Here is a 15,141-nt window from a genome sequence, read left to right on the forward strand (position 1 = left end):
TTAACTGGTCAAATAAGATAAGTTGCCTGCTTTAATCATCACAACTAAGTGTTCAATACGTTCATACTCATCTAGTTCTTTCAACTCTGTGGGTGTGAGTTCACCTGCGTTACTGCGTGTTAACAATGTACGCAACCGTTCTTGCATTTCGGGGGTGGGTTTAAATTCAGCAATTTGTTCAGGAGTAGGGTTGCTGGCCAGAAAATCCAGGATATATCGGTAAACTTGTGCTGGTACAGCTGGTTGTTGGAGGCTCAGAGCAAGTAGTTCAGGTAAGCGATCGCCTACTTGTGCTAGTTTTTTAGATAGTTCTTCTGATACTTCCAGGGTGATTTTCGGCATAGTGCGCTTTCCTGAAGTGTGATCTTCTCCCCATTGTAAACGTGGCAAGACTGGCAGAGTGAACTACCCCGCCGTCAGACAGATGTAGCTCTTCCAATTCATCGGCAATAGCCTCCAGTCCTCTGTAGTTCTAATCATAATCTCCTGCGGCAGTATTAAAAGCGTCTTGAATATTCATTTTTTAATTTTTAATAAAGGTAGAACTTTCTGTTTTAACATTCATTGGTGTCAACCTGCTCACAGTCCTGTTCAATTGCTTCGCGGATTAACTGTATGTCATCTGTTGGTATTGAACCTGCAAAACGTAGTAGTTGCTGACCTGGAACACCTTGAATTGTTGAACCTGCCAAGGCGCGTGCAAATTCAAGCACTTGCGACTGCAAGTCTTGGGGCATAACTTTCAGTTGCTCAATCACTTGATCAAGGATAGATGTATCCATTTTTCTCTCCTGTCCAGCGTCCTAAACTTATTCTAGTTGGGCTAGGGTTAGGTATAGCTTTACGGTTTAACAGTTTAGATAAACTACTTTACTTTGCGATCGCACCACAGACAATCCCAAAACTACGCCAAGTAGAAGCGATCGTATCTTCTTCAACATTTGGTAAATTAATATGTTACATTTACTATTTCTCTTATTAGTTTCATGAATTCTGCCCTGCCCTGATTATTCGAGGTCTTTCTAATCCTATAAAGCGTTTGTCCCGCCAATGCCAAAATCTTATCCTTATAACTATCTCTTAGTTTTTGTTCAGGCGAATCATGATAATAGCTATCTAACTCAAAGAATTTAATTGGTTTATAGCTTTCATGTTGATCAAATACAACACAATCTACAATTCCTCTAAAAAAGAAGCTAATTTCTTCTTGGGACAAATTACTCTTAATTTTATCAAATTCAATTAAACAACTTAATGCAACATTAGGATAAACTACAAACATTTGAAAGTTTTCCCTAACAGCCATGAAAAATTCTTTCTCTTGATGAGATTTAAAGAGGCTGATAGTATATTTAACATTGGCTAGATTTTTGTTTTCTGTTACCTTTATTTGATTACTCTGAGAATGTTCTACAACTTTGGGTAATGATTCCTCGTGCAGCCTAATTACTTCAGCACATATTTCCTGTTTAGGATAAAATTTAGCATAATTATATGCTTCAAGCAGTAAGCTTTTATTTCTATATATATTAACCAACTCAACAACGACTCTAATAGCTCTATCTTCTGTTAAACTATAGATTCTACCTTTATGAAGTAGGAATAGATTTTCTAATACAGTTTCAATATTATCGTTGGCAATTCCTTTATCTAATTCTCCAAAAAACTCATTTTCAAAAGTATTTACTGCTCTCATAACTAATTCATCTGAAGAAGCAGATTTTGAATACTTATAAACAAGCTCCAATAACTCAGCCCATTGTTTACGGAATGTCAGTTGATAGATTTGCTCATAATCAATGTTTTCTGCCATATAATCTACTCTTAACAGAGGCATAACTTAATTACCCGTCATAACGCATACCTGAAAAGCTGAGTACCTGCTTTCAGCATAAAACATACGATCGCTTACAATACGCTCAGATAAGTTTGCTCAGAATTCATCGGTAAAACCCGCAACTTCCGATTTTTAAGGTCTGGTTCTAACCCTAAAACTTCCATAGGCGTCACACCCAAAAGGGCATAGGGTACTTCTGTGAGTTGCAAACAATCAAAGGTTCCTTGACGCTCTGCAATACTAAGTTCAACATCTCGGAAAATTCGCCCCTGCTGCACTCCAGCAGCAGTCTCTACCTGGGCTTCTCCACCTTGGACTAAACCTAGTTGACTAATAATACTAGCAGGTAAACACAGCAAAGTTACACCCGTATCAACTAAAACATCATTCAGAGTATAAGAGCGAACTTCCTCCGAAGAAATAAAGCCTCGCTGTGCCAAAACTTGATCAATTCGATTTGTGACAGTGAGGGTAACTATTACTTGCCCCATTTGCTTACCCTGAAGATTTGGCAGTACCAGCTTACCCATTTCAGTAAACTCCTGAAAACAATAGGACTTACGCAAGAAACCTCTCAAACTCTTATTCCTCCGTGTCCTCTGCGTCCTCTGTGGTTCGATTTTCCGTTGCTTGTGCGTAAGTCCTGAACAAAATATTTTTGAGAGATGCCTTAAAACACAAAGACGCAAAAACGCCTCTGCGCCTCTGCGTCTCTGCATGAGATATTCGCTACTTACACCATCTCAGACGAAGCCTGCATCATCTGCTGCGGCTGCGGCTGGAACATGAACAACGAGTACACCACATCTCGGCGAATGTTAACCATCATATCCAAGAAGAGTTCGTAACCCTCGCTCTTATACTCAATCAACGGATCTTTTTGCCCGTAACCACGCAATCCTACCGATTCGCGCAAGGCATCCATTTGTTGCAGGTGTTCGCGCCACAGAGTATCAATGCGTTGCAAGATAAAAAAGCGTTCAGCTTGGCGCATCAGTCCGGGTTGAACTTGGTCAATCTGCGCTTCTTTGAGGTCGTAAGCAATTCGCACCTGTTCATGGAGGAAGGCTTTAATCTCAGTAACCGACATATCCTCTAATTGACTAGCTTGCAAATCCGCTAACAGATAGACGAATTCTTTGACTTTTTCAACCAACTTTTCTAACTCCCACTCTTCCGAAGGCAAGTCTACGTTGATATAGTAGTCAACGATGTCATCCATCGTTTTTTCAGCGTACTTGATTACCTGTTCTTTCAAATCTTGACCTTCTAAAACCCGGCGGCGTTCGGCATAAATAGCACGACGTTGATTATTCATCACCTCGTCATACTCAAACACCTGCTTCCGAATATCGTAGTAGTAAGTTTCAACTTTTTTCTGTGCGCCTTCCAAACTACGGGTAAGCATCCCAGATTCGATGGGCATATCCTCTTCCACTTGGAAAGCATTCATTAACCCAGCAACCCGCTCGCCACCAAAAATCCGCAGTAGATTATCCTCTAAACTGAGGAAGAATCTCGTTGTTCCAGGGTCGCCTTGCCTTCCTGCACGTCCGCGCAACTGGTTGTCAATCCGCCGCGATTCATGGCGTTCTGTACCAATTACGTGCAAACCCCCGATTTCCACTACTTCATTGTGTTCGCGGGTAGTAAATTGTTCGTATTCCTGCTTAATGCGGTTGTATGCTGACCGCAATTTCTGAATTACAGGGTCGTCGATGGGAGCTTTTTCTGCGGCGATCGCCACCTTGTCTTCTGCTTCCAATTCCGGTAAACTGCGATCGCCATATTCACGCACCGCAATATCTACTGCTTCTTTAAGTAGTTTCTCCGTTTCTTTTGTCAACTGGGTGGGGAAAATCTCTGGTGAAGCCCGCCAAGTTTTGACTTTTTTACCAGGGGCAAAACCTTGACCACTGCCGTGTCCTGTTGGTAATCCGGCTGCTCTTTGAACGCCAAAGCTGTCTTCATCTTCTGGCATGACGATTCGGGGCATGAAGTATTCCCGCAGCTTCAAACGCGCCATGTATTCGGAGTTACCACCGAGGATGATATCTGTACCTCTACCAGCCATGTTAGTAGCAATGGTTACAGCACCTTTTCTTCCGGCTTGGGCGACGATTTCCGCCTCACGTTCCACGTTTTCCGGTCGGGCGTTGAGTAATTCGTGGGGAATCTCCAGCTGCTTCAGCAGCCGGCTGAGAAGTTCGGATTTTTCTACACTAGTGGTTCCTACTAATACAGGTCTGCCGATTTGGTGCATTTCGGCACATTCTTTAGCGATCGCACCCCACTTGCCCGGTTCTGTCTTAAAGACCATATCAGACAAGTCTTCGCGTCTTCTGGCTTGATTGGTGGGAATTACCGCGACTTCCAGTTTGTAAATTTTTTCAAATTCTGGTTCTTCCGTTTTTGCCGTTCCGGTCATTCCACCGAGTTTTGGATACAGCAAAAACATATTTTGATAAGTAATTGTCGCTAGAGTTTGAGTTTCTGGCTGAATTTCTTCGTGTTCTTTGGCTTCAATAGCCTGGTGTAGGCCATCACTCCAACGCCGTCCGGGTAGTACGCGACCGGTAAATTCATCCACAATTACCACTTCCCCATTGCGGACGATGTAATTTACGTCCTTGAGAAAAAGTTCTTTGGCTTTAATCGCATTGAAAACAAAGTGCGCCCAAGGATCTTCCGGGTCAAATAAATCTGTGACTCCCAAAAGATTTTCCGATTCAGCAAAGCCTTCATCTGTCAATAGCACATTACGAGCTTTTTCATCCACATCGTAATGCTCGTCTTTTTTGAGTGTGAATGCGATTTCAGCAGCTTGCAGATACTTTTCTGTAGGTCTTTCCACCTGCCCAGAAATAATCAGTGGTGTCCGCGCTTCATCAATTAAAATCGAGTCTACCTCATCAATCACACAATAGTTGAAGGGGCGTTGCACCACATCTGCCATTGATGTCGCCATGTTATCCCGCAGGTAGTCAAACCCGATCTCACTGTTGGTGACATAGGTAATATCGCAGTCGTAATTTTTCTGGCGTTCGCTGGGAGTCATGCTTGCCTGGATTAGCCCCACACTCAGCCCCAAGAATCGATGCACCTGTCCCATCCATTCCGCATCCCGACGAGCCAGGTAATCGTTGACGGTGATGACGTGTACACCTTTACCAGTGAGGGCATTCAAATAACTCGGCAAGGTGGCGACTAGTGTTTTACCCTCGCCGGTTTTCATTTCGGCAATTTGCCCTATATGCAAAATGATCCCGCCAAGGAGTTGGACATCAAAGTGCCGCAAGCCTAAAACTCGCCGTCCTGCTTCCCGGACAACGGCGTAAGCTTCTGGCAATAGGTCATCCAGAGTTTCGCCTTTGGCAAGCCGTTGTTTAAATTCGGCAGTTTTACCTTTTAACTCATCATCGGAAAGAACCTTAATGTCTTCCTCTAAAAGGTTAATTTCAGTAACAGAAGGTTGGTATTTTTTAAGCTTACGAGCGTTGGGGTCGCCCAACAAAAGTTTTAGCATGGCAGATTATAGAACTGAATCAAGGGGGATGGGGATTAAAGGTTCGGCATTGATTATAAACATTTAACCCAACCCAACCGTCTTGGTCGTGGATGGGTGTGAAATGAGAATTACCTCAAAAACAGGAGAAAAACGAGCCAATCAGTTTCTTAAATGATTGGTTTTAACTCTTATCTTATATTTACTCTTTCTTCATAGTATCATTTTGCCCCCAGATGAGGCCAGAGAAGGAGTGGGAGAATAGAGTCAGGAGTTATTGTCAACTTAACGTGAAAGTTAGTAAGCGAAAATCCTTTAACTCGTTCCCAGTCTCAGACTGGGAATGCTTCTCATTGGGGCTGCCGCCTCCCTTACTCGCGCCAAAGCCGCAATGATCAGCATTTCCAAAACTTCTAACTCTTCACTTCCACTCTGCTGTCAGGCGGCGGAAATTGTAATCACTAGCACTGGGATGACAGCTGACACAACTGCCAAGCTGGACGGGACGTGGTAACTTAACACCTGGATGCAAAGCTTTGAAATAACGCGAGTCGTTCACGCGATAGGGTGTTTCTTCGTCGTCTAACTGGACACGGGAAAAAGTCGAAAGATATTTCCACACTAAGATGCGCTGCGGATCGACTAAAGGCTTTAATTGTGCGCCGTAGTGCTGGGAGTCTTCCAGAAGATTTTTCCAAGTTTGGGTGGGCAAAACGGCTGGTGGTAAGCCGATGTGGCATGTGGAGCAGTTTTCTAAATACAGTTCTTGCCCCAGTTGGTACTGTGCAGGTACTACGTCAACAGTGCCAATTTCGGCGGAGGGAGTGGCACTTTGAGCGTTAGTTGCTAAGGCTAGAAGCCAGCCCATAGCTAGGCTCCATGTTACAATTACCAAAAGTAAACCGAAAAATTGGCGTTTAAATTCACGTTCGGCGCTTTGCTGTAGCGCTTGGCGATCGCGGTTTTTGCGCTTAACAAAAATTGACATTCCTCACATTCCCAGATATTCAGAAGTGGCGCTTGTGCTAATCATAAGACTTACGCAGTATTGGCAGTGTTTTGTGATTTTGCTTAGATCGCGTTTTTAATCTGACTCACCAGAAAAATTAGCCATAATATCTCGGATTTCATTTAGATCAATATCTTCTCGGTCAGACTTGGAATAAATCGTTAGTAGCAAAATACTAGTAGGTGACTCAACTTGATAAATCAATCGGTATCCAGCACTCTTACCTTTTTGGATACTACTGTTGCGAACTCTCACCTTGTAAATAATATACTGCTCACCGATGCCCGCAATGCGTAGGCGTAGCCCGCCGTAGGCATCGCCGACAACATTTCCTTGTTGTAATTGCTCGATAATCGGTTGAACATCAGAGCGAATATTGCGAAATCTCTTTGAAAGGTCACACAAGTTTTGTTTATATTCAGGAGTTAGGTGATTTCTGAGAAAGAATTTACCAATAAAAGTAAAATACTTTCTAGATGACTAAAGAGACAGGAGCAAGTATTTGGATACATTAGTCTCAGCAACCTCAACAGGATCGTTAACACGATCACAAATCCAAGACCTGCGACTGGCAGCATCAAAAATGGATGGAGTAGAACGTCGGGGTTTTCAGGCGACGATGGCACTGAAATATTGCCAGGGGAGCGCAAGGTTGGCAGAAACACTATTTGGCTGGGGAAGAAAAAATATAGAGGTAGGATTGGCAGAAAAACGAACAGGAATCATCTGCGTGGGATTACAATCAGCCTTGAGTGGGGCAAAACGTTGGGAGGAAAAACAACTCTAGATTACAGCGAAATCCACTTTTACCCAAATGGGATGTATTGATTCAACCACTTTAGCTGGTAATTTCTTTTTCAAAAATCACCTAAGTATCTACGCATAAATATTTAGCTATTTTTGAAAACGACTGAAATCGCTGTATTCCACCACTATTGCCTATTGCCTGTTGCAAGAGTGCCTCTCCCAACTAGATAATTTATTTTGCACGACTACTTACTGACAGTATCTTCTCTAAACATCCGTCTCACTGATCTCACGCACGACATAGTCGAATGGTTCATCTACCAGCTTAGTATCTGTAATACCAGTCGATACTAGTTTATCCTTGACTGTTTGTTTCATGATCTGGATGCTTCGAGCAGTCGGTCCTAAAGGAATTCCCAGAGAGTTAAACGTTTCTCGCAGACCAGCCAGCAATCGCTCATCTAGCACACTGACATCTCCTGCGATCAGTGCGTAGCTACAGTAACGCAAGAAGTAGTTCATGTCCCGCAGGTACATGTTGTAGCGACGAGTTGTGTAGGCATTTCCACCAGGTCTGACTAGCTGAGGCTGTTCTTGAAATAATTGACTCGCTGCTGTTTTGACAATCTCAGATGCATTGGAACCAATGATGGATACCACCTGTACCCGTGCCCTACCAGTAGCCAGAAAATCTTTCACAGACCCGACTACATCGCCATTAAGGGATTTACCCATCAGACCGAGACTCATAACCACACTTGTCGTTTTGTCCTGCATAAGATTCCTCTTCAAATGTTCAGTTTATGGACAGTCGAACCATACGTTATTTAAATTCTGAATTGAGATAAGGGTTTATGGAGCGGTACCGCTACCGACCACGGAGCATGACGGCCCTGTGAGGGAATCCGGATTCTGCAACTCCTCCCAGTTCAGCATAACCAATTTGCTCATTAAAAGCTTTTAAGCGTCTTCTGCCGAAACTTTAACCAGAAACAGGGGTTAAGTTCTCGCTCGTTCGATTTTGCTGTTTCATTCGCCAATATTCGTTCCTTTCTTTCTACTGCATCGAAGCATGGTCTTAATCGTTTGAGTTTAGCTCATGAATCTGAATTTTTTATGAAGTGAGTGCCCAACTAGCCGCGTTTTTTCGCCGCTAGCAACGAATAAAAGAAACACAATTTTTTTGATTGGCTAAAAGCCTTGCTAGATAAGGGTTATAAAATGTGTTTCTCAATATCTTCGCCAAAATACAGAGGGCTTTGCGTAGTAGAGTTATTCTTTACCACAACTACAACTCAAGAACTACAGAAAGCCCATGCCAGATATATTAGCACTGTTGGAATGCTTGCAACGATATACGACAAGAACAACCCTAAGACGTTGGAGCAGAATTATATCAGGGAGCATCCCACTTTTTATTTAGTGAGCAAAGATTAATCCCTGAAGGTAAGCACAGAAATCAAGAGCTTGTTTAAGATTGCAATTAGCAAAGGAGGCAATCGTTTCGTCTACTTTTCCTTGCCACAGAAGTGCTTTAGCTTTATTTATTCTTTTCGTCGAACCACCAACCTTGTGGAGATTTTCCATCAGATGAAACAAGTCTTGTATTTCACGTCGCTCTTTTTCGGGTTGAAACTCACAGACAATATTCCAAATACCATCGTGTCCATCTCCAATACATGTAAGCCTAGGAGCTAAGGATTGGGCGTTCACCCAATCGATGACAAGATTATTGTCTATTTTGTAGGAGATCCTAACACGCCCAAATCCAAGCAGGATCAGGAAACTGAAGTTCATATCGCGTTTTCAACCTAACTCACTAGAAAAATCAGCTAAAATATCTCGGATTTCATTTACATCAATATAAACGGCGTTTTTATACCCCACCAAATCTACGATTTGGTGGGGATATTAAACCATAGGATGCAGAAATTTACATCTGCGATCGCTATGGTTTTATAATCCAGATGAGCCATTCTCTATCAGCCTAACCAATTAATTTCTGCCAACTAGCAGGCCCGAAAATGCCATCAGCATCTAAACCATTTTGCTTTTGAAAGTTCTTAATTGCAACCTCTGTTTGAGGCCCGTAGACACCATCAGGCTCAATACCTACACGATATTGTAAGTATCTGACAACTGCACCGCCAGCATGGTTTGGTCTGATAATTCGTTTTGCCAAAATTAGATTTATGGCATTCCATGTACCATCATCAGCAATTCCAGTCGGCTGAACTCCGACAATAGTCTGAAATTTTTCTACGGCAGATTTGGTGCTAGCCCCGGTGAAGCCATCTTCTATTAACGCTTTACCATTTTTATCGGTTATTTTGAGTCGATTTAAGGATTTTTGCAGTCTGAGAATAGTGGTATCTACATTCTCCTCTTCATCTGGTACGGGTTTAACAGGAACACTTGGCACTTTACCAGTTAAGCCTTTGACGATCGCATTAGCTATTGCTTCAGGATTATAAAGATTCATATCTTTTTGCGAATCGATAAAGCAACCTTCTACCAGAATCGCCGGCATATCTGTATGTTTCAGAACATACAAGTGGGAACCACTCTTAACGCCGCGATTAAAAAATCCTAACTTGACGATTTCATCTAGTACAGGTTTAGCGATTTTTGTTCCCGTATCGCTAGTTGCATATACTTCTGTGCCGTTAGCTTGTCCATTAAAGCAGTTAAAATGAATCGAGACGTAAATATCTACTTTACTTGAATTAGCTGTAGAACATCTTTTTGAAAGCGATTCAGTTACTGTACGAGCACTACTTGGTCTACATACTACGACTTCATTTCCCAAAGCTCTTAACTTGGCTATAACTCTATTACCTACATCTAGAGTTAAATTATCCTCAAATTTAATCCCGTTGGCTCCTGTGTCTGGTGGACAATTATGCCCGCTATCAATTCCAAATTTCATGATTTCATCCTCAAGTTACTTATTTTTACACTAGTTAAAATCTGTTCCAATTATAGATACAAAATTTTGCTAATAGATTTTTTGAAATACTTGTTGGGAATGTCCAGATTATTTTAAGCATGACTATTCTGGTAGACAAAATTAGTTTTTGGGTGAACCTGAACAGCAACTATTCTGTGGTAAAATCCACTAATTAAAACGTATATTGCCACCAAAAACACAACCATTATAATTTATCAAAATCGGGAATAACCCGTTAATTTTTGCAATAAATTGAAATGCAGCAATTGCCTCCATTATTTAGATAATAACGTTGACAAATGTACTTAGTACACTGTGGCGGAAGTTTACCGACCTTTAACCAGTTGCTCAAGCAATTGTCTGGTTAATTGAGATGGTAGCTGAATTTACGTCTTACCTCAAGGAACTACTGACCGAAATCTGTGGGTAGATATTTAACAATCAACAACAATCAACCTGTGAGCCAGTTTAAAATTTAAGTAAAGAAATATTTCGTAGCTTACAGGCATGAAACGCATCGTCTTGGTTGCTGGGTTTGAATCGTTCAACGCGGACTTGTACAGAAAAGCAGCTTTTTTGGCTAACTCTCGCTGTCCAGAGTTGGATATTCGGGTATTTAGCGATCGCGATCTTACCAGCATTCGCACTGAGGTAGAGGCAGCACTTCATGAAGCGGATGTATTTTTCGGTAGCCTCCTATTTGATTATGACCAGGTTGTGTGGTTGCGCGATCGCATTGCCCAAATTCCCATCCGTCTAGTGTTTGAGTCAGCCTTGGAATTGATGAGTTTAACCAAGTTGGGTGACTTTGCCATTGGCGACAATCCCAAAGGAATGCCCAAACCAGTTAAATTCATCCTTGACAAATTTAGCAACGGACGAGAAGAAGACAAACTCGCTGGTTACATCAGCTTCTTAAAAATCGGCCCCAAACTACTGAAATACGTACCAGTGCAAAAAGTCCAAGATTTACGCAACTGGTTAATTATCTATGGTTACTGGAATGCTGGCGGTTCAGAAAACGTCGCTTCATTATTCTGGACACTAGCAGAAAAATACTTAGGTTTAAAAGTCGGCGACATTCCCCCGCTAATCGAAACCCCCAACATCGGATTACTCCACCCCGACTATCCAGGATTTTTTGAATCGCCAAAAGCATATCTAGAGTGGTATCAGAAGAAGGGCATTGTCCCCACTCCCCACTCCCCACTCCCTACTCCCCACTCACCAGTTATCGGAATTCTCCTCTACCGAAAACACGTCATCACCAAACAACCCTATATTCCCCAACTAATTCGCAGTTTTGAAAAAGCTGGGTTAATTCCTTTGCCTATTTTCATCAACGGCGTAGAAGGACATGTGGCGGTACGAGATTGGATGACAACCGACTATGAAATTCAGCAACGCCAACTAGATAATATAGAGACTCCCTCACTATCTAGTGAAGCAGTAAAAGTCGATGCGATCGTTTCGACAATTGGCTTTCCTCTGGTGGGTGGCCCGGCTGGTTCAATGGAAGCTGGGCGTCAGGTGGAAGTTGCAAAGCGCATCCTCACTGCCAAGAATGTACCTTATATTGTTGCTGCACCACTATTAATTCAAGATATTTACTCATGGACGCGCCAAGGTGTCGGTGGATTGCAAAGTGTCGTGTTGTACGCGTTACCAGAATTAGATGGGGCTATTGATACCGTTCCTCTCGGTGGTTTGGTGGGCGAAAATATTTATCTGGTTCCCGAACGGGTACAAAGATTAATTGGTAGGGTGAAAAATTGGGTGGCTTTGCGGCAAAAACCTGCATCGCAACGCAAGATTGCGATCATTTTATATGGGTTTCCTCCCGGCTATGGTGCTGTGGGGACAGCTGCATTATTAAATGTGCCGCGTAGTTTGCTGAAGTTTCTCCACGCACTCAAAGAACAAGGTTACACCGTCGGGGATTTGCCGGAAGATGGCGAAGAATTGATTCGCCGAGTGAAAGAAGCGGATGAAGCTAATCCTCTTGTGGGGCAGTCGTCTCGCCTGCCCGTAGACAATGGCGGGCAAGACTTCGGCGTGAGCGCTCAGTCGAACGCTGCCCAACGCCACTTGCTTCAAGTCGGGGAACCCGCCCAACGCAGTGGCTCCCCCACAAGTACTGTAAATGTCCGCACATTAGAAAAATGGTTGGGATATCTGCAAACCTCTCGCATCGAGAAACAATGGAAATCTCTCACGGGGACTGGAATTAAAACCTATGGCGATGAATTCCAAATTGGTGGTGTGCAATTAGGAAATGTGTGGATAGGTGTACAACCACCTTTGGGTATACAAGGCGACCCGATGCGCTTAATGTTTGAACGAGATTTAACGCCCCATCCGCAATATGTTGCTTATTATAAATGGTTGCAAAATGAGTTTCAAGCTGATGCTTTAGTTCATTTTGGGATGCATGGGACGCTGGAATGGTTGCCTGGTTCTCCTTTGGGTAATACGGGTTATTCTTGGTCGGATATTTTGTTAGGAAATTTGCCTAATCTATATATATATGCGGCGAATAATCCTTCGGAATCGATGTTGGCAAAACGTCGCGGTTATGGTGTGTTAATTTCTCATAATGTACCGCCTTATGGTCGTGCAGGTTTATATAAGGAATTGGTAGCATTGCGAGATTTGATTTCGGAGTATCGTGAAGATCCACAAAAGAATTATGTCTTGAAGGAAGCGATTTGTAAAAAAATTGTGGACTCTGGTTTAGATGCAGATTGTCCGTTTGCAGATGCTAAAAGGTTGGGGATTGCGTTTACTCCCGAAAATGTGCGGATGTTTAGCGCTCATGCTTTTGATGATTATTTGGTGGAGTTATATGGATATTTGCAAGTTTTAGAAAATCGATTGTTTTCTTCTGGGTTGCATACTTTGGGGGAAGCACCGAATGAGGAGGAATTAGGGTCGTATTTGGAGGCTTATTTTGGGGAGGAGGAGGAACAAAACGAACCGCAGAGGCGCGGAGAACGCAGAGAGGAGAGAGAGGAGGAAGAAAGACTAATAAGGGATTTGTTGATGAAATCTACGGATGAGTTAACGAATTTGTTAAGGGGGTTGAATGGGGAGTATATTCCGCCTGCGCCTGGTGGGGATTTGTTGCGGGATGGTGCTGGTGTTTTGCCGACTGGAAGGAATATTCATGCTTTAGATCCTTATCGGATGCCTTCACCTGCTGCATACCAACGGGGACGAGAAATTGCTCAAAAAATTATTGCCCAGCATTTGGATGAATATGGGAAATATCCTGAAACGGTGGCGGTGATGCTTTGGGGATTGGATGCGATTAAAACTAAGGGCGAATCTTTGGGGATTCTTTTGGAATTGGTGGGGGCTGAACCTGTTAAGGAAGGAACTGGTAGAGTTGTTCGTTATGAATTGAAACCGTTGGCGGAGGTTGGACATCCCCGCATTGATGTGTTGGGTAATTTGTCTGGGATTTTCCGGGATAGTTTTGTAAATATCATCGAATTGTTGGATGATTTATTTCAACGGGCGGCTGATGCTGATGAATCGGAAGATCAGAATTTTATTAGAAGACACGCTTTAGCTTTAAAAGCCCAAGGTGTAGAAAATGTATCGGCGAGATTGTTTTCTAATCCGGCGGGTGATTTTGGTTCTTTGGTCAATGATAGTGTAGTTGATGGTAATTGGGAATCTGGCGAGGAGTTGGGCAATACTTGGCAAAGTCGCAATGTATTCAGCTACGGGAGAGAAGATAAAGGTCAAGCTAGACCGGAAGTGTTGAATACACTGTTAAAAACTAGCGATCGCATTGTCCAAGAAATCGATTCGGTAGAATATGGTTTAACTGATATTCAAGAATATTACGCCAATACCGGCGGTTTGAAAAGGGCAGCAGAAAAACAACGCGGTAAGAAGGTTTCAACCAGCTTTGTGGAAAGTTTCTCGAAAGATACTACACCCCGCAATTTAGATGATTTGCTGCGAATGGAGTATCGCACTAAGTTGGTAAATCCCAAATGGGCGCAAGCGATGGCGAATCAAGGTTCTGGTGGTGCTTTTGAAATTTCCCAACGGATGACGGCGTTAATTGGTTGGGGTGGTACTGCCGATTTTACCGATGATTGGGTTTATGACCAAGCGGCTGATACTTATGCGTTAGATGCAGAGATGGCGGAGAAATTACGTAAGGCAAATCCTGAAGCTTTTCGCAATATTTTAGGCAGAATGTTGGAGGCGCATGGGCGCGGTTTCTGGCAAGCTGATAGTGATAAATTAGATAAGTTGCGCCAGTTGTATGACTTGACAGATGAGGAATTAGAGGGCGTTACAGTTTAGAGAGTTGGGTAAGTTAGGCATTATCTCGTAACATTCAATAGCAAATTATATGGAAAATTCTTTTACTGCTGTATTTGAAAAGATCGATGATTGGTATATCGGCTACGTCCAGGAGTTACCCGGTGCTAATGTAACGTGAGTTCGACAAATCTTGTTTGACCTCTCCCCCAGCCCCTCTCCGAAGCGGAGAGGGGAGTAAAAAGCTTAATTTTTCGTTGCTCCTCCCTTTCCGTTTCGGAGAGGGAGGCTGGGAGGGAGAGGTTCATCGAACTCACGTTAATGTACAAGAGAGAACGCTGCAAGAAGCTAGAAAAAGTCTACGCGAAGCGATAGAGTTAATTATAATATCAAGTCGGGAACTCGCAGAGCAACAACTCTCCGGTAAAGATGTCGTCCGTGAACAGATTACTGTCAAATTCTAGTGAAAAGACCTGAATTGATTCGCATCGCAGCAAAACGAAATAAAGCGATCGCACCCCTTGCGATTGCTTCGCTCTGATCGCAATAATAGCTGTAAATATTTTTGTTTATCTAGTTAATGAGCCTCTGAACTCCGTCAACGAGGCTTTTATCTCCGTTAACGAGTCTTTTAACTCCGTTAACGAGGCTTTGATATCATGTCCGGTTGATTAGGGACTGACAAATAAAAAAATATCCAACTACTTATTGTGGGGTCTGACTTTTCCCGTTAAGTCTGTTTTGCAAGTTGCCAACCTTCACACAGGTCATGCAATTTTAACCAACCTCGCCACAGAACTTGGATACCA

General features: G+C 42.8%; 11 protein-coding genes and 1 pseudogene. 2 read left to right on the plus strand and 10 right to left on the minus strand.

The features are described 5' to 3' along the window. From V7L05_RS28370 to V7L05_RS28400, 7 genes are all read right to left on the minus strand, one after another. On the minus strand, positions 1-342 hold the full coding sequence (locus tag V7L05_RS28370) for a hypothetical protein (RefSeq protein WP_292791419.1): 342 nt from the start codon (positions 340-342) through the stop codon (positions 1-3). A gap of 212 nt (positions 343-554) precedes the next feature. Beyond that, positions 555-782: a hypothetical protein gene (locus V7L05_RS28375; RefSeq protein WP_335169145.1), complete on the minus strand. Its 228-nt coding sequence runs from the start codon at positions 780-782 to the stop codon at positions 555-557. A 167-nt stretch (positions 783-949) separates the two neighbouring features. Beyond that, positions 950-1,813, minus strand: a complete 864-nt coding sequence (locus V7L05_RS28380) for a hypothetical protein (RefSeq protein ID WP_335169147.1) — start codon at positions 1,811-1,813, stop codon at positions 950-952. A 95-nt stretch (positions 1,814-1,908) separates the two neighbouring features. Continuing rightward, a complete protein-coding gene (locus V7L05_RS28385; protein WP_335169149.1) occupies positions 1,909-2,367 on the minus strand; it encodes an aspartyl protease family protein in 459 nt (152 codons plus the stop codon). Between the two features lie 203 nt (positions 2,368-2,570). Further along, positions 2,571-5,363 carry a preprotein translocase subunit SecA gene (gene secA / locus V7L05_RS28390; protein ID WP_335169151.1) on the minus strand — a complete coding sequence of 931 codons (2,793 nt, stop codon included), beginning with the start codon at positions 5,361-5,363 and terminating at the stop codon, positions 2,571-2,573. A 400-nt stretch (positions 5,364-5,763) separates the two neighbouring features. Then, positions 5,764-6,330, minus strand: coding sequence for a cytochrome C (locus tag V7L05_RS28395; protein ID WP_335169153.1), 567 nt, complete (start codon positions 6,328-6,330; stop codon positions 5,764-5,766). 96 nt (positions 6,331-6,426) lie between these two features. Continuing rightward, on the minus strand, positions 6,427-6,756 hold the full coding sequence (locus V7L05_RS28400; protein ID WP_335169154.1) for a type II toxin-antitoxin system RelE/ParE family toxin: 330 nt from the start codon (positions 6,754-6,756) through the stop codon (positions 6,427-6,429). A 97-nt stretch (positions 6,757-6,853) separates the two neighbouring features. On the opposite strand from V7L05_RS28400, the gene V7L05_RS28405 reads away from it, so the two are divergent. After that, the gene (locus V7L05_RS28405; RefSeq protein WP_335169156.1) at positions 6,854-7,138 is read left to right on the plus strand and encodes a hypothetical protein; all 285 of its coding nucleotides are present in this window, start codon (positions 6,854-6,856) and stop codon (positions 7,136-7,138) included. 227 nt (positions 7,139-7,365) lie between these two features. On the opposite strand, the gene V7L05_RS28410 is transcribed toward V7L05_RS28405, so the two are convergent. The 3 genes and pseudogenes from V7L05_RS28410 to V7L05_RS28420 all read right to left on the minus strand — a co-directional run bounded on the left by V7L05_RS28410 (position 7,366) and on the right by V7L05_RS28420 (position 10,027). Next, positions 7,366-7,875, minus strand: a complete 510-nt coding sequence (locus tag V7L05_RS28410) for an allophycocyanin subunit beta (protein WP_335169158.1) — start codon at positions 7,873-7,875, stop codon at positions 7,366-7,368. Positions 7,876-8,538: 663 nt separating this feature from the next. Then, positions 8,539-8,835, minus strand: a pseudogene (locus V7L05_RS28415) (ISKra4 family transposase); the annotation flags it as partial. Positions 8,836-9,085: 250 nt separating this feature from the next. Then, entirely contained in the window at positions 9,086-10,027 is a 942-nt protein-coding gene (locus V7L05_RS28420) for an N-acetylmuramoyl-L-alanine amidase (protein ID WP_335169160.1), read from the minus strand. A gap of 528 nt (positions 10,028-10,555) precedes the next feature. Here V7L05_RS28420 and bchH point away from each other — a divergent pair. Continuing rightward, positions 10,556-14,374, plus strand: a complete 3,819-nt coding sequence (gene bchH, locus V7L05_RS28425; protein WP_335169162.1) for a magnesium chelatase subunit H — start codon at positions 10,556-10,558, stop codon at positions 14,372-14,374. Positions 14,375-15,141 lie beyond the last annotated feature (767 nt).

The organism is Nostoc sp. (genome assembly GCF_036917755.1).
GTDB lineage: Bacteria > Cyanobacteriota > Cyanobacteriia > Cyanobacteriales > Nostocaceae > Nostoc.